At 71.2% G+C, this 18,514-nt stretch carries 14 protein-coding genes; 4 read left to right on the top strand and 10 right to left on the bottom strand.

The annotated features are described in order from the left end of the window. Positions 1-104: 104 nt before the first annotated feature. Entirely contained in the window at positions 105-2,765 is a 2,661-nt protein-coding gene (adhE, locus tag O7624_RS28090; RefSeq protein ID WP_282237982.1) for a bifunctional acetaldehyde-CoA/alcohol dehydrogenase, read from the bottom strand. 170 nt (positions 2,766-2,935) lie between these two features. Between adhE and pflB the strand changes: the two genes are divergently transcribed. Beyond that, positions 2,936-5,215: a formate C-acetyltransferase gene (pflB, locus tag O7624_RS28085; protein WP_282237981.1), complete on the top strand. Its 2,280-nt coding sequence runs from the start codon at positions 2,936-2,938 to the stop codon at positions 5,213-5,215. Positions 5,216-5,265: 50 nt separating this feature from the next. Next, positions 5,266-5,994, top strand: a complete 729-nt coding sequence (gene pflA, locus O7624_RS28080) for a pyruvate formate-lyase-activating protein (protein ID WP_348774969.1) — start codon at positions 5,266-5,268, stop codon at positions 5,992-5,994. A gap of 55 nt (positions 5,995-6,049) precedes the next feature. On the opposite strand, the gene O7624_RS28075 is transcribed toward pflA, so the two are convergent. Genes O7624_RS28075 through O7624_RS28065 form a run of 3 tightly spaced genes read right to left on the bottom strand, consistent with a single transcriptional unit; the run spans position 6,050 to position 9,370 of the window. Beyond that, positions 6,050-6,715 carry a metalloregulator ArsR/SmtB family transcription factor gene (locus O7624_RS28075; RefSeq protein WP_282237979.1) on the bottom strand — a complete coding sequence of 222 codons (666 nt, stop codon included), beginning with the start codon at positions 6,713-6,715 and terminating at the stop codon, positions 6,050-6,052. Beyond that, positions 6,708-8,015, bottom strand: coding sequence for an MFS transporter (locus tag O7624_RS28070; protein WP_282237978.1), 1,308 nt, complete (start codon positions 8,013-8,015; stop codon positions 6,708-6,710). Before O7624_RS28070 ends, O7624_RS28075 begins: the two co-directional genes overlap by 8 nt. Continuing rightward, positions 8,012-9,370 carry an MBL fold metallo-hydrolase gene (locus O7624_RS28065; protein WP_282237977.1) on the bottom strand — a complete coding sequence of 453 codons (1,359 nt, stop codon included), beginning with the start codon at positions 9,368-9,370 and terminating at the stop codon, positions 8,012-8,014. The genes O7624_RS28070 and O7624_RS28065 overlap by 4 nt, the downstream gene beginning before the upstream one ends. A gap of 152 nt (positions 9,371-9,522) precedes the next feature. On the opposite strand from O7624_RS28065, the gene O7624_RS28060 reads away from it, so the two are divergent. Both O7624_RS28060 and O7624_RS28055 read left to right on the top strand, forming a co-directional pair. Beyond that, positions 9,523-10,197 carry a GntR family transcriptional regulator gene (locus O7624_RS28060; protein WP_282237976.1) on the top strand — a complete coding sequence of 225 codons (675 nt, stop codon included), beginning with the start codon at positions 9,523-9,525 and terminating at the stop codon, positions 10,195-10,197. Between the two features lie 51 nt (positions 10,198-10,248). Next, entirely contained in the window at positions 10,249-10,734 is a 486-nt protein-coding gene (locus O7624_RS28055; protein ID WP_282237975.1) for a MarR family transcriptional regulator, read from the top strand. Between the two features lie 44 nt (positions 10,735-10,778). On the opposite strand, the gene O7624_RS28050 is transcribed toward O7624_RS28055, so the two are convergent. From O7624_RS28050 to O7624_RS28025, 6 genes are all read right to left on the bottom strand, one after another. Continuing rightward, positions 10,779-12,035, bottom strand: a complete 1,257-nt coding sequence (locus O7624_RS28050) for a HAMP domain-containing sensor histidine kinase (RefSeq protein WP_282237974.1) — start codon at positions 12,033-12,035, stop codon at positions 10,779-10,781. A 47-nt stretch (positions 12,036-12,082) separates the two neighbouring features. Continuing rightward, complete coding sequence (locus O7624_RS28045) at positions 12,083-12,694, bottom strand: response regulator transcription factor (RefSeq protein ID WP_282237973.1); 612 nt, start codon at positions 12,692-12,694, stop codon at positions 12,083-12,085. A gap of 175 nt (positions 12,695-12,869) precedes the next feature. Continuing rightward, on the bottom strand, positions 12,870-14,237 hold the full coding sequence (locus O7624_RS28040; RefSeq protein ID WP_282237972.1) for a cytochrome P450: 1,368 nt from the start codon (positions 14,235-14,237) through the stop codon (positions 12,870-12,872). Beyond that, on the bottom strand, positions 14,234-15,355 hold the full coding sequence (locus O7624_RS28035) for an alpha-hydroxy acid oxidase (protein WP_232511391.1): 1,122 nt from the start codon (positions 15,353-15,355) through the stop codon (positions 14,234-14,236). The genes O7624_RS28040 and O7624_RS28035 overlap by 4 nt, the downstream gene beginning before the upstream one ends. Positions 15,356-15,359: 4 nt before the next feature. Then, positions 15,360-16,940 (bottom strand): FAD-dependent oxidoreductase, encoded by a 1,581-nt coding sequence (locus O7624_RS28030; RefSeq protein WP_282237971.1) that lies wholly within the window; start codon positions 16,938-16,940, stop codon positions 15,360-15,362. 34 nt (positions 16,941-16,974) lie between these two features. Then, on the bottom strand, positions 16,975-18,507 hold the full coding sequence (locus O7624_RS28025) for an aromatic amino acid ammonia-lyase (RefSeq protein WP_282237970.1): 1,533 nt from the start codon (positions 18,505-18,507) through the stop codon (positions 16,975-16,977). Between the last annotated feature and the right edge of the window lie 7 nt (positions 18,508-18,514).

Below are 18,514 nucleotides of genomic sequence, written 5' to 3'. Positions count from 1 at the left end.
AGGGGATCCCCGACCACCAGACGATAACGGTTGTCATTTGCGATGGCTAGCCGGGGTCTCCTCGGTCACCACCGCGAACCCACCCGCCGCGACCGGTGCCGTGGTCACGTGCCGTGGTACGCGGCTCGCATCAGCTCCTGCATGTCGTCGAGCATGGGCATCCGCGGGTTGGCCGGAGCGCACTGGTCCTCGTACGCGTTGAGGGCCTGTTGCGGCAACGCGGCGAGGAAAGCCTCCTCGTCGACGCCGACGGCCTGGAAGGACGGCTCGATGCCGACGGCGTCGCGCAGCCGCTCCACCGCGGCGGCGTACGACTCGACCCCCTCCTGCGCGGTGGCCGCCGGCAGGCCCAGCATCCGGGCGATGTCCTGGAACCGCTCCGGCGCCCGGTAGTCCTCGTACCTGGGCCATCCGGTCAGCTTGGTCGGTGTGGTGCCGTTGTAGCGGATGACGTGCGGCATCAGGATCGCGTTGGTGCGTCCGTGCGCCACGTGGAAGGTGGCACCCAGGGTGTGCGACATGGCGTGCACGATGCCCAGGAAGGCGCTGCCGAAGGCCATGCCGGCGATGGTTCCCGCGTTGTGCATCTTCTCCCGGGCCTCGGCGTCGGCCGCGCCGTTGCGCACCGCGCGCTCCAGGTAGGTGAAGATCAGCTTGATGGCCTGCAACGCGAGACCGTCGGTGAAGTCGTTGGCGTAGACCGAGACGTACGACTCAGTGGCGTGGGTCAGCGCGTCGAAGCCGCTGTCCGCCGTGATGGTGGGCGGCAGGTCGGCGGCGAGCACCGGGTCGACGATGGCCACGCTCGGCGTCAGGGCGTAGTCGGCGAGGGGAAACTTCTTGCCGGTGGCGGTGTCGGTGATGACCGCGAACGGCGTCACCTCGGCGCCCGTGCCGGAGGTGGTGGGGATGCAGACCAGCCGGGCCCGCTCCCCCAGCGTCGGGAACTTGAAGGCCCGTTTGCGGATGTCGAAGAACTTCTCCCGCATGTCGGCGAAGACCACCTCCGGGTGCTCGTAGCGCAGCCACATCACCTTGGCGGCGTCCATCGCCGAGCCGCCGCCCAACGCGACGATCGTGTCGGGTCGGAAGGACCGCATCAGCTCCGCGCCCCGGTCGACCGTGCCGACGCTCGGCTCCGGTTCGACATCGTCGATGATTTGCAACGCCACCCGCTCGGGCCGCCGCTGCAGGACGGTGATCAGCCGGTCGACGTACCCCAGCCGGGTCATGGTGTGGTCGGTGACCACCGTGACCCGGTGCACGTCGGGCAGGTCGGCCAGGTAGCGGATCGCGTTCGGCTCGAAGTAGATCTTCGGTGGAACCTTGAACCACTGCAGGTTGTTGTTCCGACGGCCGACCCGCTTGACGTTGAGCAGGTCGACCGCGGTGACGTTGTTCGACACCGAGTTTCGTCCGTAGCTGCCGCAGCCCAGCGTCAACGACGGCAGGAACGCGTTGTACATGTCGCCGATGCCGCCCTGCGACGCGGGAGCGTTCCAGATGATGCGCACCGCCTTGACCCGCCGCCCGTACTCCTCCACGAGGTGCGCGTCCTCGGTGTGGATGACCGCGCTGTGCCCGAGGCCGTTCAGCTCGACCATCTGCTCGGCGTGCCGGATGCCGTCCTCGGTGGACTCGGCGCGCAGCACCGCCAGGACGGGGCAGAGCTTCTCCCGGGTGAGTGGTTCGGCCGGGCCGACCCGGTCCACCTCCACCAGGATCACCGACGTGTCGGCCGGCACCGTCAGGCCGGCGCGCTCGGCGATCCACACCGCGCTCTGGCCGACGACCTCCGGGTTGAGCCGCGCACCCGCGCAATCGGTGCCACCGGCGGCGGCCCCGAAGATCAGCTCCTCGATCCGGCGCTTCTCGTCGGGGGCGGCCAGATAGGCGTGCAGTCGCTGGAACTCGGCCATCGCCGCCGGATACACCTCGGCATCGATGATCACCGCCTGCTCGGAGGCGCAGATCATGCCGTTGTCGAACGACTTCGACAGCACGATGTCATGCACCGCCCGGCGCAGCTTCGCACCGCGATGGACGTACGCCGGCACGTTGCCGGCACCCACGCCAAGGGCCGGCTTTCCGGACGAGTACGCCGCCCGCACCATCCCGTTGCCACCGGTGGCCAGGATCGTGGCGACCCCGGGGTGCTTCATCAGCGCGCCGGTGGCCTCCACGGAAGGCTGCTCGATCCACTGGATGCAGTGCTCGGGTGCGCCCGCCGCGACGGCGGCGTCCCGGACCACCCGGGCCGCCTCGACACTGCACCGCTGGGCGGCCGGATGAAAGGCGAAGATCATCGGGTTGCGGGTCTTCAGCCCGAGCAGCGCCTTGAAGATGGTCGTCGACGTGGGATTGGTGACCGGAGTGACGGCGCAGACCACGCCGACCGGCTCGGCGATCTCGACGATGCCGTTGATCTCGTCACGGGAGATGACCCCGACCGTCCTCAGGGCCGCCATGTGATTGGTGACGTGCTCACACGCGAAGATGTTCTTGACCGCCTTGTCCTCGAAAACGCCCCGGCCGGTCTCGGTCACCGCCATCCGAGCCAGCTCGGCGTGCCGGCTCAGCGCCGCCACAGAGGCCTTCGCCACAATCCGGTCGACGCGCTCCTGGTCGAACGCGGCGTAGTCGTCGAGCGCCTTGAGTCCATTGCCGACCAGGGTGTCGATGGCGGTCCCGGGCGTGCTGGCCGCCCCGCGCTGCGGCGGCGGGGCCGAGGTTGGCAGGAGGCTCGTCGCGGTGGCGGCGGTCATGCGGATCACTCCGATCGTCGATGCCGGTCACGTCGTCCGGTCACACCCTGATCGTCGCCGCCGCACCGGGGCCCACGCCGGTGTCCAGCGGCCCGGACCGCCCGGGCCTTTCGCCCCTGACCGCCCGGCCACCCCCGCGAGAGGCTCGAAGAGAGCTTCCAGGAGGAGACATGGCCCAGCAGCACAGCCCGGCGGCCCGGTCCGAGCAGCGCCCGACGGCGCGGCCCGACCCGTGGCGCGGCTTCCACGGCGACGCCTGGCGCGACACCGTCGACGTCGCCGCGTTCGTCCGCGACAACGTCACCCCGTACCACGGGGACGCCCGGTTCCTCGCCGGCCCGACCGCTCGCACCACACAACTGTGGGACCGACTGCGTGACCTGTTCATCGCCGAACGGGAGCGCGGGATCTACGACGTGGACCCGCACACCCCCGCCACGATCACCTCGCACGCGCCCGGCTGGATCGACCGGGATCACGAGCTGATCGTCGGGCTGCAGACCGACGCGCCGCTGCGCCGGGCGATCATGCCCAACGGTGGGCTCCGGATGGTGGAGAACGGGCTCGCCGCGTACGGCTTCGAGCTGGACCCGCAGGTGCGCCGCGTCTTCACCACGTACCGCAAGACCCACAACGCCGGGGTCTTCGACGCCTACCCCAACGACGTGCTGGCGGCGCGGCGCTCGCACATCGTCACCGGACTGCCCGACGCCTACGGTCGCGGCCGGATCATCGGTGACTACCGGCGGATCGCGCTCTACGGCGTCGACCGCCTCGTCGCCGAACGCCAGGCGATCAAGGCGTCCCTGGACGACCGTCCCTGCTCCGAGGACGTCATCCGCGACCGTGAGGAGCTGGCCGAGCAGATCCGCGCCCTCGGCGAACTCAAGGAGATGGCCGCCGGTTACGGCTGCGACATCAGCGCACCCGCCGCCACCGGCCGCGAGGCGGTCCAGTGGCTCTACTTCGCCTACCTGGCCGCCACCAAGGAACAGAACGGCGCCGCCATGTCGCTGGGTCGCACGTCGACCTTCATCGACGTGTACCTGGACCGCGACCTCGCCGAGGGCCGGCTCACCGAGTCCGCCGCCCAGGAGCTGATCGACGACTTCGTGATCAAGCTGCGGATCATCCGCTTCCTGCGTACCCCCGAGTACGACGAGCTGTTCTCCGGCGACCCCACCTGGGTCACCGAGGCCATCGGTGGGGTCGGCACGGACGGTAGGCCGCTGGTGACCCGCACCAGCTTCCGGTACCTGCAGACGCTGTACAACCTCGGTCCGGCACCCGAGCCGAACCTGACCGTCCTCTGGTCGGCCGACCTGCCCACCGGTTTCAAACGCTTCTGCGCGCAGGTGTCGCTGGACACCAGCGCCATCCAGTACGAGAACGACGACCTGATCCGGCCGGTGTACTCCGACGACACCGCGATCGCCTGCTGCGTGTCGGCGATGCGCGTCGGCAAGGACATGCAGTACTTCGGCGCCCGCGCCAATCTCGCCAAGGCCCTGCTCTACGCGATCAACGGCGGTCGGGACGAGATCAGCGGCGCGCAGGTCGCGCCCGCCACGCCGCCCGTCACCGACGACGTGCTGGACTACGACACCGTCCTGGCCGCGTTCGACCGGACCCTCGACTGGCTCGCCCGCACCTACGTACGCGCGCTCAACGTCATCCACTACATGCACGACAAGTACGCCTACGAGCGACTGGAGATGGCGCTGCACGACCACCCGGTGCACCGCTTCCTCGCCACCGGCATCGCCGGGCTCTCCGTCGCCGTGGACAGCCTGTCGGCGATCCGGCACGCCCAGGTCAAGGTGCTGCGCGACGACACCGGCCTGGTCACCGACTACACCGTCGACGGCGACTACCCGGCCTTCGGCAACAACGACGACCGGGCCGACGCCATCGCCGTCGACCTGGTGCAGCGCTTCATGGACAAGGTACGGGCGCAGCCGACGTACCGGGGGGCCGAGCCGAGCCTGTCGGTGCTCACCATCACCTCGAACGTGGTCTACGGCAAACACACCGGCAACACCCCGGACGGTCGTCGGGCCGGCGAGCCGTTCGCGCCCGGCGCGAACCCGATGAACGGCCGGGACACGCACGGCCTCGTCGCGGCGGCGCTGTCAGTGGCGAAGCTGCCGTACGCCAGCGCCCGCGACGGCATCTCGCTCACCACCACTGTCACCCCGGACGGGCTCGGCCGCACCCGCGACGAGCAGGTCGACAATCTCGTGGGAGTGCTCGACGGTTACGCCGACGCGGGCGGCTTCCACCTCAACGTCAACGTCCTCGACCGGGCCACCCTCGAAGACGCCATGGCGCACCCGGAGCGGTACCCGCAGCTCACCATCCGGGTCTCCGGGTACGCGGTGAACTTCGTCCGGTTGACCCGCGAGCAGCAGCGCGACGTCATCTCCCGCACCTTCCACGGCCGACTGTGATGACGCCGCAGGTCTGGCCGTCGCGCCCGCCCCTCGTGCCCGCGGGTGCGGTGGTCGGGTCCGTCCACTCCTTCGACATCTCGACCGGAGTGGACGGGCCCGGTACCCGCTTCGTCGCGTTCCTCGCCGGCTGCCCGTTGCGCTGCCGCTTCTGCCACAGCCCCGACACCTGGTACCAGCGCAGCGGACGGGCCATGACCGTCGACGACCTGGTCACCGAGATCCGGCGGTACGAACGTTTCATCAAGGTCGCCGGTGGCGGCGTCACGCTCAGCGGCGGCGAGCCACTGCAACAGGCGCGGTTCACCGCGGCCGTGCTGCGCCGGTGCAGGGAGCTGGGTCTGCACACCGCCCTGGACACCAGCGGTTTCCTGGGCGACCGCGCCACCCCGGAGTTGCTCGACGCGACCGACCTGGTGCTGCTGGACATCAAGAGCTGGGATCCGGCGACCTACCGCCGGGTCACCCGGACCGGTACGGTCGCGCCGACGCTGCGCTTCGCCCGCCGCCTCGCCGAGCGGGGCACCCCGATCTGGATCCGCTTCGTCCTGGTGCCCGGCCTCACCGACGACCCGGCCAACGTGGCCGGCGTCGCCGACTTCGTCGCCACGCTGCCCACCGTGCAGCGGGTGGAGGTGTTGCCGTTCCACCGGCTCGGCGCGCACAAGTACCGCGAGTTGGGGCTGCCGTTTGCCTGTGCCGACACCGAGCCACCCACGCCCGAACTGCTCGACCGGGTCCGCGCCCAGTTCACCGACCGGGGTTTGCTGGCCCTGTGACCACTCCTTCGAGAAGGGGAGGATCCGATGTACGTCCTGGTCGTCGAGTTCGCGCTCAGGCGGCCCTGAACTGGACGGGCAGGCCGGCCACTCGCCATTCCAGGATGCCGTCGGTGGCGCACCGTGCCTGCCGGCCGTGGGCGCTGAGGAGCCGGACCGCGTCGTGAGCGAGGGCGCAGTAGGCACCGCGACAGTAGGCGACGACCTCCCGGTCTTCGGGCAGTTCGGCGAGCCTGTCCTCGAGTTCGTCAAGTGGTATGGATACCGCGCCGGGCAGATGCCCGGCGGCGTACTCCGGTGCCGGTCGCACGTCGAGGACGACGACGTCGCCGGCTTCGGCCCGGCGGAGCAGCTCGGCCAGATCGATTTGTTCGGTGTCGTCGGGACCAAGGTAGGCGCGGCGGGCCTGCTCGGTGTGCGGTCGGTGCCGCTGCGCCACGCTGCGGAGGTTCGCGAACAGGGCGGCGACGTCGTCGCCGGCCAGGGAGTACCAGATCCGGGTGCCGTCGCGGCGGGTGGCGACGAGCCCGGCTGCGAGGAGACGTTGCAGGTGCGCCGAGCAGGTGGACAGCCCGAGGTCGGCGGCGTTGGCGAGGTCCTCGACGCTGCGCGGGCCCTGGGCGAGCAGGTCGAGCAGTTCCAGGCGCTTCGGGCTGCCGAGGGCTTTGCCGACGGCGGCGAACTCGGCGAACAGCGCGTCCTTGGCGGCTCGGTCACCCATTGGTGCCTCCCTGGGGTGCTGACGAGGCCGGGATCCGGCGTCGGTGGGTCTCGTACATTCTGGCGGCGACGACCAGCCCGGACGCGGCGGTGAGGGCGGCGACGGTCCAAATCGCCGCCCGGATTCCGAAGGCGTCGGCGACGACACCGGCGAGCAGGGCGCCTACCGCGAAGCCGCCGTCGCGCCAGAGCCGGTAGACGCCGACGGAGCGGGCCCGCCACGCCGGGTGGGCGACGTCACCGATGGACGCCAGCAGCGTCGGGTAGACCATCGCGGTGCCGGCGCCGAGCAGGACCGCCGCGACCGCCCACCAGGTGAAGGCGTCGGCGAGGGCGATCAGCGCCAGGCCGAGGGCCTGGGCCCACATGCCGGCAGCGATCAACCACTTGCGCCCCCACCGGTCCGACAGCGCGCCGGTGAACAGTTGCCCGAGGCCCCAGACCGCCGGGTAGAGCGCCGCCAGGATGCCGATGCGTCCGACGGACAGACCTGCGGCGGCGAACAGCACGGGAAACAGCCCCCACGCGAGACCGTCGTTGAGGTTGTTCACCAGACCGGCCTGGCTGGCCGACGACAGCGCGGGCTCGCGGAAGCTGGTCTGGGTGAACACCTGCCGGTTGCTCAGCTCCGGATGCAGGTGATCGTGGCGGCCGTCGGCACGGGCTACGTGGTTCGCTGCCTCCAGGCGGGCGTGCCCGCGGGTTTCCCGCACCAGGAGCGTCGACAGACCCAGCCCGAGCGCCGCGTACGCGATCCCGAGCAGGAATGGTGCCGGGCGCAGCCCGTACGCCTCGGCTAGGTACCCGGTAGCGAGCGCGGTCGCGGCGACGGCCAGGTAGCCAGCGGCCTCGTTGAACCCCATCGCGAACCCACGCCGGGCCGGCCCGACCAGGTCGATCTTCATGATCACTGTGGTGGACCAGGTGAGCCCCTGGCTGACGCCGAGCAGCACGTTGGCGGCGACGACCCACCCCCAGGTCGGTGCCCAGATCAGCAGCAGCGGTACCGGGACGGCGATCAGCCAGCCCGCGACCAGCACCGGCTTGCGGCCGTAGCGGTCCGACCAGGTGCCGGCGAAGTAGTTCGTCGCGGCCTTGGCCAGGCCGAACGCCAGGATATAGGTCAGTGCGGCGGTGTACGCCTGCTGACCGAACCCGGACTCCGCCAGCAGCGGCAGCACCGTCCGCTCCTGGCCGAGCATCCCGCCGACAAGGGCATTGACCGCGACGAGCAGGGAAAACTGGGCTGCGTTCTGCCGCAGGCCCAGGGCGATCGGGCGTTGAGTCGCGCGCAGACTCATGCTCCCACCCCCAGCTTCGCGCCAGTCGCGGTGGACCAGTCCGACGGGCCGCCGGCGAGCACGGCGAGATCGGTGCGGTCGGCCCGGGCGAGCAGGCTGGCGGCCGTCATAGCCCGTTCTCCGTGGCCGCACATCAACACGGTGCGGCCGACTGGCGCTGCCCCGGCACGAGCGGCAAGGCCGCCGAGTTCGATGTGCCGGGCGCCCGGGACATGACCGGTGGTGTACTCGCTGATCTGCCGAACGTCCAGGATGGAGGCGTCGGCCAGCGCCGCGCCGTCGACCAGCGGAATCGACCTGAGCTGCCCACCGGCCGCGGTCCAGGTGGCCATGCCCCCGGTGAACTCACCAGCGAGCCGGTCGTAGCCGATCTTCAATGCCTGCCAGATCACCTCGTCCCGGTCCTGGTCGGCGTTGCGAACCACGACCAAGGGGCGGTCGGGGTCGACGAGCCATCCCAGCCACGTGGCGAACACCCCGCGCAGCGGAATGGACAGCGAGCCGGGGATGTGTCCGGCGGCGAAGTCGGCAACCGGCCGGACGTCGACAACCTCGGCGTCGGCCTCGCGCAGGCGCCGAACGTCCTCGACCCTCAGGTCGGGCAGGACGGCTGCGCTCCCGACCAGCGCCGGCCCGAGACGGTTCAGCTCCGGCAGTCGCAGGAAGTACGGCGGGAACGTGCCCAGCGAACCCAGCAGCGCCGTCACGAACGCGTCCTCGGACTCGGCGCGCAACAGCGCGTTCGTCGCCCTCTGAGCCCCGATGGTCGAGGTCCGTTCCGCGCTGGGCGGTGCCGAGCAGAACGACCCCGCGCCATGTGTCGGCCACACCGCCACCGCGTCGCCAAGCGTCGCGAGACGGCGCAGCGACCGGTACTGGGCCCGGGCCAGTTCCTCGGTGCGCTCCGGCGCCACCAGGTCGGTACGCGCGGCAGCTCCGACCAGCAGCGATCCCCCGGTGAACACCCCGACGGTCCGCGGGCCGTCCAGCACCTCGAAGGCGATGTGCTCGTGCGTGTGCCCCGGGGTCGCCAGGACCCGAAGGGTCAACCCACCCAGGTCCACCTCGTCCCCGTCGGCCAGCGCGACGTGTCCGAACTCGCGCTGGCCCGCCGCCGAGGCCAGCACCCGCGCACCGTCGCTGGCAGCCAGGTCACGGGCACCGGACAGGAAATCCGCGTGCAGATGCGTGTCAGCGGCGTAAGCGATCCGCAGGCCACGACGCTCGGCGACCGCCCGCAGCGTCCGCAGGTCACGGCTCGCGTCCACCGCCAGCGCCCGACCACCAAGATCCAGCAGATACGCCGTGTTCCCCAGACCCTCGTCGACCAGCGGAACCACATTCACCTCAGCCATCACATCCTCCTCGCCTGGCCGCCCACGTCGGCAGACCACACCTTAAATACAGTATTCCAACGAATATTGGAGAAGGGCAAGAGCCGACGTCCTCAATCCATCGCGAGGCGAGCCTGGTTGACAGCTGGCACATCCGGTGTGCAACATATTGCATGCCTGTTCCACGGGGGCCGGGACTCGCTCCCAGGTCACTTCTCCGCGACGAGGCCTACCGGGCGATCCGCGACGCCATCGTCGGCGGCACGCTGGCCCCCGGCGAACGCCTCAACGACAACGACCTGGTCGAGTGGCTCGGCGTGAGCCGCACCCCGGTCCGGGAGGCCCTGGCCCGCTTGGAGCAGGCAGGTCTGGTGCAGACCAGACCCGGCCGATACACGATGGTCAGCCCGCTGGACGTCCGCGCCGCCCGAAACGCCCAGTCGGTCACGGCCGCCATGCACGAACTGGCCGTCCGCGAGGCACTGCCCAACCTCTCCGCCGACGAGATCGACGCCATGCGCGCGGCCAACGCCCGGTTCGCCGAGGCGCTGCGGCGTAACGACGTGGACGAGGCCATCGCCGCCGACGACGCCTTCCACGCAGTTGCCGTCCAGGCCAGCGCCAACCAGGCCCTACGCGACGTGCTCGAACAGTTCACCCCGGTGCTGCGTCGCCTGGAGCGACTGCGTTTCTCCTCACTCAGCGGCCGAGAGTCGGTCGCTCAGCACGAGCTGATCATCGCGCGGTGCGAGGCCGGAGATGTCGCAGGTGCGGCGGAGGCCACCCGCGCCAACTGGGAGACCCTCGCTCCCCTGCTCGACACCGACGCCCCCGAGTCAACCGGCTGAGCTGGGACGTCCCCCACTCGGGCAGGTCAGGCCGGGACGTACGCTTGCGGCATGGCTGAGGAACCTCGGTGGTTGACCGACCACGAGCGCGACGCCTGGCTTGCCCTGGCCAAACTCATGTTCAACCTGCCGAGCGCCCTCGACGCCCAACTCCTGCGCGACAACCACCTCACGCTGTTCGACTACTTCGTACTCAGCGGCCTGTCCATGGCCCCCGCACGCACCCTGCGGCTCAGTGATCTGGCCAGCCAGATCAGCTGCTCGCTGTCCCGACTGTCGAACGTCGTGAAGCGGCTCGAACAGCGGGGACTGCTGCGCCGCGCACCCGACCCGGAGAGCCCCCGCTACACCGTGGCCACGCTCACCGAAGACGGGTGGGATCTTGTGGTCGCCGCAGCCCCCGGACACGTCGCCGCCGTCCGTCACTACGTCATCGACGGCCTCACCGCGAGTCAGATCGACGTCCTGCGCGAGGTCGCCTGCCACGTGACGCGGCAGATCGCCGAGACCCCGGAGGCCGCTGCGCGCCCCCGTTGACACCGGCAGGTCAGCTCTCCGCACGTCCCGTACGCCCTCCCCGGTCAGGCGTCGCCGGAGACCGACGCGAGCGTCGACGCGGCCGGTCGCGGGCTCGTCCCGACCGGCAGCCGGACGGCGAACCGGGCGCCCCGACCGGGATGGCTGCGGGCGTCGATGCTGCCTCCGTGCCCGGTGACCACCTCCCGAAGCAGTGCCAGGCCGAGCCCGGTGTGGCGCTTCTCCGGGCCCGCGCCGCTGTAGAACCGGTCGAAGATGCGGTCGGCCGGGTCGAAGCCGTTGCCGGTGTCGGCGACGATCAACTCCGCCACGTCGGGGGCGGGCAGGCGCACCGTCACGTCGATCCGTCCGCCGGCCGGGGTGTGGGTGAGGGCGTTGGTCAGCAGTTCGCTGATCACCCGCCGCAGCGCCGACTCCACCCCGGCGACCGGGACCGGCACGTCCGGACGGCTGAGGGTGAGCGCCACACCCTGTTCGCCGGCCCGGTCGTTCTCAGCGAGCACGGCGGCCTCGGCGAGAGTGGCCAGGTCCACCGGGTCGGCGGCCGGCCGGTCACCCGGGGCGGCGGCCAGCCGGGCGGAGAGCAGCAGGTCGTTGACGACCTCGCCGAGTCGTCTGGTGGTGCCGGTCAGGCGATTCAGCTCCGACTGGTACTCGACGGGGATGCCGGCGGCGCCGGCCCGCCGCGCCAGCAGTTGTGCCCGGGTGTGCACCTGCGCGATGGGCGTACGCAGTTCGTGGCTGACGTCGGCGATGAATCGGCGCTGCCGGGCGAGGGAGTCGGCCAGCGGCGCGACGGCGAGCCGGCCCACCACGCAACCGCTGGCGACGGCGACGATCAGCCCGAGCAGTTCCGCGACGGCGAGCGCGACGAGCAGGTGACGCCGGTCGGCGAGTTGGTACCGGGCGTCGAAGATCGCCTGCACGACGTCCTCGCCACGGGTCTCGGTCAGGACGAAGTAGACCGTGCCGTTGCGCGTGATCGTGGTTTCCGCCGGGACTCCGGTGCTGGCCGTGGTGGTCATCGCCGTCGCCAGCGGGAACCCGGGCGGCGCCGGCACCGTACCGCCGGTGATCTCGCCGTCGCGGAGCAGGAACAGCCAGGTGCAGCCGGGTGGACCGGACGGGTCGCTACGGCTGGCGGTGTAGGCGAGTTCGCGTTTGATCTGGCGCTCCTGGTCACGGACCAGCATGCCGTAGGCGAGCACGCCGACCGCCGTGACCAGGACGGTCACCGCGAGCCCGACCAGCACGCCGACCCGGCGACGGGCCCGGGCCACCACGATGCGCTCGGCCGCCATCCAGGAGAGGCCGGCCGGCGCCGGCCGGCGCAGCCTCCGCCACGGCGTCACAGCTCACCGATCCGGTAGCCGAGGCCGTGCACGGTGCGGACCGCCGTCCGGCCGAGCTTGCGTCGCAGGTAGTACACATAGGTGTCGACGATGGAGGTCGCCGCCGCCTCGTCGAAGACCCGGCGGCGCAGCTCGGCGCGGGTGTGCACCGCCCGGGGGCGTACGGCGAGCACGCGGAGCAGTTCGAACTCCCGGGCGGAGAGCGCCACCCGGGTGCCGTCCGCCAGCACCACGTCTCGCAGGCCGAGGTCGAGCCGACCGGTGCCGATCGGCAGCGCCTCGGCGCCGTCCGAGGTACGTCTGCAGAGCGCCCGGAGCCTGGCACTCAGTTCGTCCAGGTCGAACGGCTTGATCAGGTAGTCGTCGGCGCCCGCGTTCAGGCCGGCCACCCGGTCGTCGACCGTGCCGAGCGCGGTGAGCAGCAACGCACGGGCACCGATCGCGCGCGAGCGCAGCCGGGTCAGCAGGTTGAGCCCGTCGAGCGCCGGCAGCAGCCGATCGATCACCATCACGTCGTAGGGTCGGGTGAGCCCGAGGTGCAACCCCCGATGTCCGTCCCGAGCCACGTCGACCTGGTATCCCTCGTCGGCAAGTACCTCGGTGAGCATGTCCGCGAGTTCCGCGTCGTCCTCGACCAGGAGCAGCCGGTGTACGTCTGGTGATACCCCGCTTACCTGTAGCACACGTCGAGAATCCCACACCGATCCCTCGACATCGATTGTGACCAATGTCTCTATGTTGTCTCGATCGGCGATCGCCGCCAGCCCGATCGACCATCCGTGGTCATCGCCGGACCTGCTCGAAGTAGCTCGCGCAGAGGCGCTGACGTCGGGCGTCGAGCACCATCCAGGTGCCGAGCGCCAGTTGGACGAGGCTACGCCCCACGTCGGACCAGCGGTCGCCCCACCGCATCACCGACAGTCGGGCCGGGGCCGGCGGTCGAGCGTCGGTCGGGACGAGGAAGCAGGGTCCGCGGTTCGGCAGCGACCGGGTGTGCCGCACGGTGGAGACCAGGGCGTACCGGCGCAGCACCTCCCGGGTCACCGCGCGCATCATCACCGGCGCGACGCCGCGGGCCGGGCAGGCCCGGTTGGCGGTGACACCGAACGGGACGAAGTGCACGTCGCCCCGGTCCTGGGTGAGCCAACGTTCCGGCGCGAAGGTGTCGTCGGCCGCCGGTCCGCTGCGCTGGTAGGCCAGGTAGTTGAAGAGCAGCACCGAGCCGGTCGGGATGGTGAGCCCGGCGTCGACCTCGATCGGGCCGGACGTGATCCGGTGCGCCACCCCGAACAGCGGATGCACGCGCAGCGTCTCGTCGATCACCCGATCCAGGGCGGCGTCGCCGTCGGGGTCGTCGAGGGTGGCGACCAGTTCCCGCTGCACCGTCGGGTGTTGCGCCACGGCGAGCAGGAGGTGCGCCATCGCCTCCGACATCTGCACCACGGCGGTGTTGAAGAAGGTGCCCTGGAGATACCACGCGGTCTCCTCGGCGGTGAAGGGATCCGGCAGCGTCACCGGCGCCGTACCGGCCTCGACCCGGGCTCGCAGATAGCGGGTGAGCCGATCGCGCCGGTCCAGGTGCCGAAGCCCGCAGCACTTGAGCGCGGTGACCACGTCGTCGGCGTTGGCCACGATCAGCGCCCGGACGTCCGGCGGGCACGCGGCGCCGAAGACGAGTTCGTAGTAGACCTCCGCCCAGATCGGCATCATCAGGTCCCGCAGCCGGACGTGGCGGGTCCGGCCGGCCGGCAGCTCGTCGAGGATCCGTCGGGTCGCCGCGCCGGCCAGCTCGGTCGAACGTCGATGCGACACCGCGACCACCCGCCTGGTCGTCCGGGCCACCGTGCGGTAGCGCTCGCCCGGCTCCAGGTGTTCCTGGTGCATCTGCGGCCCGGGCGCCAGCCAGTACCAGAAGAGGTCGGAGATGCCGGCGCCCCGGCTACGCCCGCTGGCCGCCGGATGGGAGTAGATCCGGGTGAAGTGCTCGGGACCGATCCGGGGGCCGGGCACCGGAATCCCCTCGGCGCCGTTCACCCGCCTGAAGATCCACTCGCGGAGCCGGATCACCGCCGGTGGCAGCCGGCGCGGCAGCAGCCAACCCACCGCCAGCAGGCCGGCCAGGCAGCACAGCAGCACCAGCGGGTAGGTCATCCCGGCACCCGGTCGAGGATCATTTCGCGGGTGAGATCGGCGGGACGGACCGCACCGGCGAGCGTCATGGCCCGGGCCAGCTCGGCGCGGAGCAGGTCGAGCAGCTGACTGACGCCGCGCTCGCCCCGGGCCGCCAGCGCCCAGAGCACCGGTCGACCGACCCCGACCGCGACCGCCCCGAGCGCCAGCGCGGTGAGGATGTCGGTCCCCCGGCGGATCCCGCCGTCGAGCAGGACGGGAATGCGACCCCCGACCGCCGCCACGACCGCCGGCAGGGCGTCGATGCTCGCCGGCACCCCGTCGAGCTGCCGCCCGCCGTGGTTGGAGACCAGCACGGCGTCCACGCCGTGCGCGACCGCGAGGCGGGCGTCGGCCGGGTGCAGGATCCCCTTCAGCACGATCGGCAGCCGCGTCGTCGCGCGCAGCCACTCGATTCGGGCCCAGTCGAGGGTGGCGTCCATGACGATGTCCCGGACCCGGCCGGTCTCCGGGTCGCGCATGTTCTCGCAACAGTAGCCGGGCGGCAGGTCGAGGAAACCGTTGCGCAGGTCGCGGTCGCGGCGGCCGAAGACCGGCGAGTCGACAGTGACCACCAGGGCGCGGCAGCCGGCCGCCTCCGCCCGGCTGACCACCGAGGCGGTGAAGCCGAGATCCGGCTGTGGATAGAGCTGGAACCACAGCCGCGCCGACCGGTCCGACGGCTCGATCGCCTCGGCCACCGCCTCGATCGGCGTGGTGGAGGCCATGCTCACCACCAGTACGGTGCCGACCGCCCCCACCGCCCGGGCCGTCGCCACTTCCCCCTCCGGGTGCGCCAGCCGGTGAAAGGCGGTCGGAGAGACCAGCACCGGCATGGGCAGGGTCTCGCCGAGCAGTTCGGTCCGCAGGTCGCGCTCACCGCCGCCCCGCAGCACCCGGGGCAGGATCCGGTACGCGTCGAAGGCAGTCTCGTTGGCCCGTAGCGTCCGCTCGTCCCCGGCACCGCCGGCGAAGAAGTCCCGATGCACCGGATCGAGCCGCAGCCGCGCCTCGGCTTCCAGATCGTCGAGACGGTGCAGGGGCCCCGGGTCGGCCATTGCGGTGCGCGACGGGGTCACCTGCGCAGGCACCGATGGCATCGCGTCAGCCCACAGTGCTCGTCAGGCAGCGGCGCAGGAAGGCGACCAGCGGCGCCCGGTGCACCTGCGGCTTGTCCCACTGGTTCTCCAGGTTCTCCGCCAGGTGGTGCACCGCCGTCAGCTGACCCCCGCGGTGATGGCGCACCACCGGATGCAGATACGCCGCGTCGTGGGCCTGGCCGGGCACGTCCTGGGCGATCCGGCTCACCGAGATGTCGAAAGGGTCGACCTGGTCGTGGTCGGGACCGTACTCAAGGGTGACGACGAAGGCGTGCTCCACCTGATGATCGGCGGTGGCCAGCCCGGCCTGCCCGATGTAGTCGACGGGCAGTTCCTCGTGGTAGCGGGCGCCCGATTCGGCCACGGTGAGCACGTCGGCGAGCACCGCGAACTGCTGCCAGAGGCCGGAGGAACGGTTGACCCGCTCGATGATCGCGTCGGCCGCCGCCTCGGCGGTCGCGTCGAGCTTCTCCGCCGGCCACGGATTGTCGTGGTACCGCTGTTCCAGGATGCGGTGCAGTGCCCGGACGCCGTACCGGAAACCGTGGATGAAGCCGTTCGTCGACTTCTTGAAGTCGCGCTGCTGAGTCAGCGTGCCGGCGAAGAACAGACCCGGAACGTTGACCGACTCGAAGGCGGGGGTCTGGGCCGGGAAGCGGTCGTTGATCACCAGCGTCGGTCGGCAGTCGTCGGCGAAGATCGACGCGTCGAAGCGGAAACCGGTGCAGGCCAGCACCCGGTCGTAGCGCAGCTCCTTGGTGACCTCGTTGGCTCGGGAGAAGCCGAAGGTCACCCGGTAGCCGTCACCGTCCCGCTCGATGGCGCGCACGTGCCCGTCCAGGATCGCGTTTGCCGACTTGAGCTGGTAGGTGTCCAGGAAGTTGTTGTTCACCGCCCGCAGGTGCCCGACGTAGTGGGTCCGCCACGCCATCCGGACCGGACTCGGCCCGGCCACGTGGACCAGGGTGGTGGTCTCCATCAGGCTGTCCGCGGTCTCGAAAGCGGAGTTGCCCTTGCCGATGATCAGCACCCGCTGGTCGAGGAAGTCGCGTGGATCGACCGGCATCTCGTCGTACCGCTCCACGAGTTCGATGCCGGGAATCGGCGCGACGTACGGCTTCGAGACACCGGTCGCCACGACGACCCGACGCGCCCGGTGGGTCGTACCCTCCTGGTCGGTGACCGCGAAGCCACCGTCGGCGGACCGGGCGACCCGGACCACCCGGCTGCGGTAGCGGACCTGGACCCCGGTGGCCGCCGCGAAGTCCGCCAGGTAGCGGACCATCACCTCGGCGTCCGGGAAGTAGCGCTCGGTGTAGCGGGTGAACCGCAACGCCGGGTCGTCGCTGAGCAGCGAGTTCCAGTCCAGCCGCAGGTTCAGCTCCGGATCGTCGGATCCGGTGTGCGGCTTGTTGATCGAGATGAGTTGACGGTGTCGGGGAAACCGGGTGAAGAAGGCACCGGGGATGTCGGCTGACTCCAGTACCAGGTAGTCCCGCCGGCCGTCCCGTTCGAGGAGCGCCCCCAGCTGAAGTCCGGCCGGCCCCGCCCCGATGATCAGATAGTCGAGCATCTCTGCGGTCACCAGGCGACGGTACGAAGGCGAACTCAGAGAAAAATCAGCCAGCCGAGGCCGGTAATTGTGGTGGCTCGGTCAGCAGGTCGAGCAGGTCGGCGGCACGGCGGACATCGGCGTCGAGCGGCCGGTCCGGGTCGATCGCCGGCACGATCTCCGCGAGCCGCTCCAGCACGGCGACGCAGGCCGGTGCGGTCGGGGTACGCGCACCGACGTGGACCGCCTGACGCAGCCCGACCGCAAGCGTTCCGCAGATCAGCCGCAGCAACCGTGCCTGGTCCACGGCGCGCAGCGCGGCCTGGGTACCGAACGGCACGACGTCCTGATTGTGCAGATTCGTCGGCAGGCTCTGCATCCCGGCCGGGGTGGCCTGCCGGCGGATCTCCGCGACCATCGCGGTCGAGGCGAGCTGGGCGCCCTGTAGCCCGTGCTGCCGTCCCGGCCCGGCCGCGAGCATCGGCGGCAGCCCGCCGTTGCGGACCGGGTCGACCAGGAGGTCGAGCTGGCGCTCCACGAGGTTGCCGAGCTGGGCCGCCACGGTCGCCAGCACGTCGGCGGCGAAGGCCGCCGGCTGGCCGAAGAAGTTGCCGCCGTGCAGCACCAGATCGTCGTCCGGGAAGAACAGCGGGTTGTCGCTGACGCTGCGCAGATCCGACTCCACCACGCCGTCGACGTACCGCAACGCGTCCTCGGCGGCGCCGAGCAGCTGCGGAGTGCAGCGGATGCTGTACGCCTCCTGGAGCGGGCGCCCACCCGACGGCACCGCGCCGGCAAGGCACTCCCGCATCCGGGCGCCGACGTCGACCGCGCCGGGATGCCCGTACGCGGCCAGCAGCCGGGGATGCAGGAACTGGCCGGGGTCGCAGCCGAGCACGTCGACGAGGAGGCAGCTCAGCAGTTGGGCGGCCCGGTGCGCGCGGCGGATGTCGTCCAGCGCGAGTGCGGTGGCGGCGGTGGTAAGCGAGGTGCCGTTCACCAGCGCGAGCGCGTCGCGTCCGTCGAGGAGGAGCGGTGTCAGCCCGGCCGTGGCGAGCGCCTCGGCGGCGGGCCTCCGGTCACCGTCCAGATAGGCCCAGCCCCGGCCCCGCAGCGACTGGGTGGCATAGGCGAGCGGGATGAGGTCACCGCTGGCCCCGACCGACCCGAGGCGGGGCATCGCCGGCACGAACGTCGTACCGAACATCGCGGCGAGCCCCTCGACGACCCGCAGCGAGACGCCGGAGGTGCCCTGGCCCAGCGACCACACCCGGACCAGCATCGCCGCCCGGACCACCTCCGGGTCGATGTCCGGGCCCTGGCCGGCGCCGAGGTGGGCGAGGGTGTTGTCGCACTGGTCCGCGTCGTCGTCCCGGCCGGCGAACCCGACGAGCGCGCCGAACCCGGTGGTCGCACCGTAGACCTGACGGTTGTCGCCGAGGACCGCGCGCAGGTGGTCGCGGGAGCGCCGTACCCGGTCGCGTACCTCGGCGGCGATGTCGACGGTGACCTCGCTGGCGGCCCGGCGCAGGTCGGCCACCCGCAGCGGGCGGGCCAGGTCGATCGGGCTGACCGCGTCGGGCGCGGTGTGGGTCGTCATCGGACCG

Source organism: Verrucosispora sp. WMMD1129, from assembly GCF_029581255.1.
Taxonomy (GTDB): Bacteria; Actinomycetota; Actinomycetes; order Mycobacteriales; family Micromonosporaceae; genus Micromonospora; species Micromonospora sediminimaris.
This window is presented reverse-complemented; position numbering and strand designations above follow the sequence as displayed.

Bases quoted from the DNA above. Each gene is read 5' to 3' on its own strand.
- O7624_RS28070 (WP_282237978.1), bottom strand. From the start codon at position 8,015: ATGAGTCTGCGCGCGACTCAACGCCCGATCGCCCTGGGCCTGCGGCAG.
- O7624_RS28040 (WP_282237972.1), bottom strand. From the start codon at position 14,237: ATGACCTACCCGCTGGTGCTGCTGTGCTGCCTGGCCGGCCTGCTGGCG.
- O7624_RS28065 (WP_282237977.1), bottom strand. From the start codon at position 9,370: ATGGCTGAGGTGAATGTGGTTCCGCTGGTCGACGAGGGTCTGGGGAAC.
- O7624_RS28045 (WP_282237973.1), bottom strand. From the start codon at position 12,694: ATGCTCACCGAGGTACTTGCCGACGAGGGATACCAGGTCGACGTGGCT.
- adhE (WP_282237982.1), bottom strand. From the start codon at position 2,765: ATGACCGCCGCCACCGCGACGAGCCTCCTGCCAACCTCGGCCCCGCCG.
- O7624_RS28055 (WP_282237975.1), top strand. From the start codon at position 10,249: ATGGCTGAGGAACCTCGGTGGTTGACCGACCACGAGCGCGACGCCTGG.
- O7624_RS28060 (WP_282237976.1), top strand. From the start codon at position 9,523: ATGCCTGTTCCACGGGGGCCGGGACTCGCTCCCAGGTCACTTCTCCGC.
- O7624_RS28050 (WP_282237974.1), bottom strand. From the start codon at position 12,035: ATGGCGGCCGAGCGCATCGTGGTGGCCCGGGCCCGTCGCCGGGTCGGC.
- O7624_RS28035 (WP_232511391.1), bottom strand. From the start codon at position 15,355: ATGCCATCGGTGCCTGCGCAGGTGACCCCGTCGCGCACCGCAATGGCC.
- O7624_RS28075 (WP_282237979.1), bottom strand. From the start codon at position 6,715: ATGGGTGACCGAGCCGCCAAGGACGCGCTGTTCGCCGAGTTCGCCGCC.
- O7624_RS28025 (WP_282237970.1), bottom strand. From the start codon at position 18,507: ATGACGACCCACACCGCGCCCGACGCGGTCAGCCCGATCGACCTGGCC.
- pflB (WP_282237981.1), top strand. From the start codon at position 2,936: ATGGCCCAGCAGCACAGCCCGGCGGCCCGGTCCGAGCAGCGCCCGACG.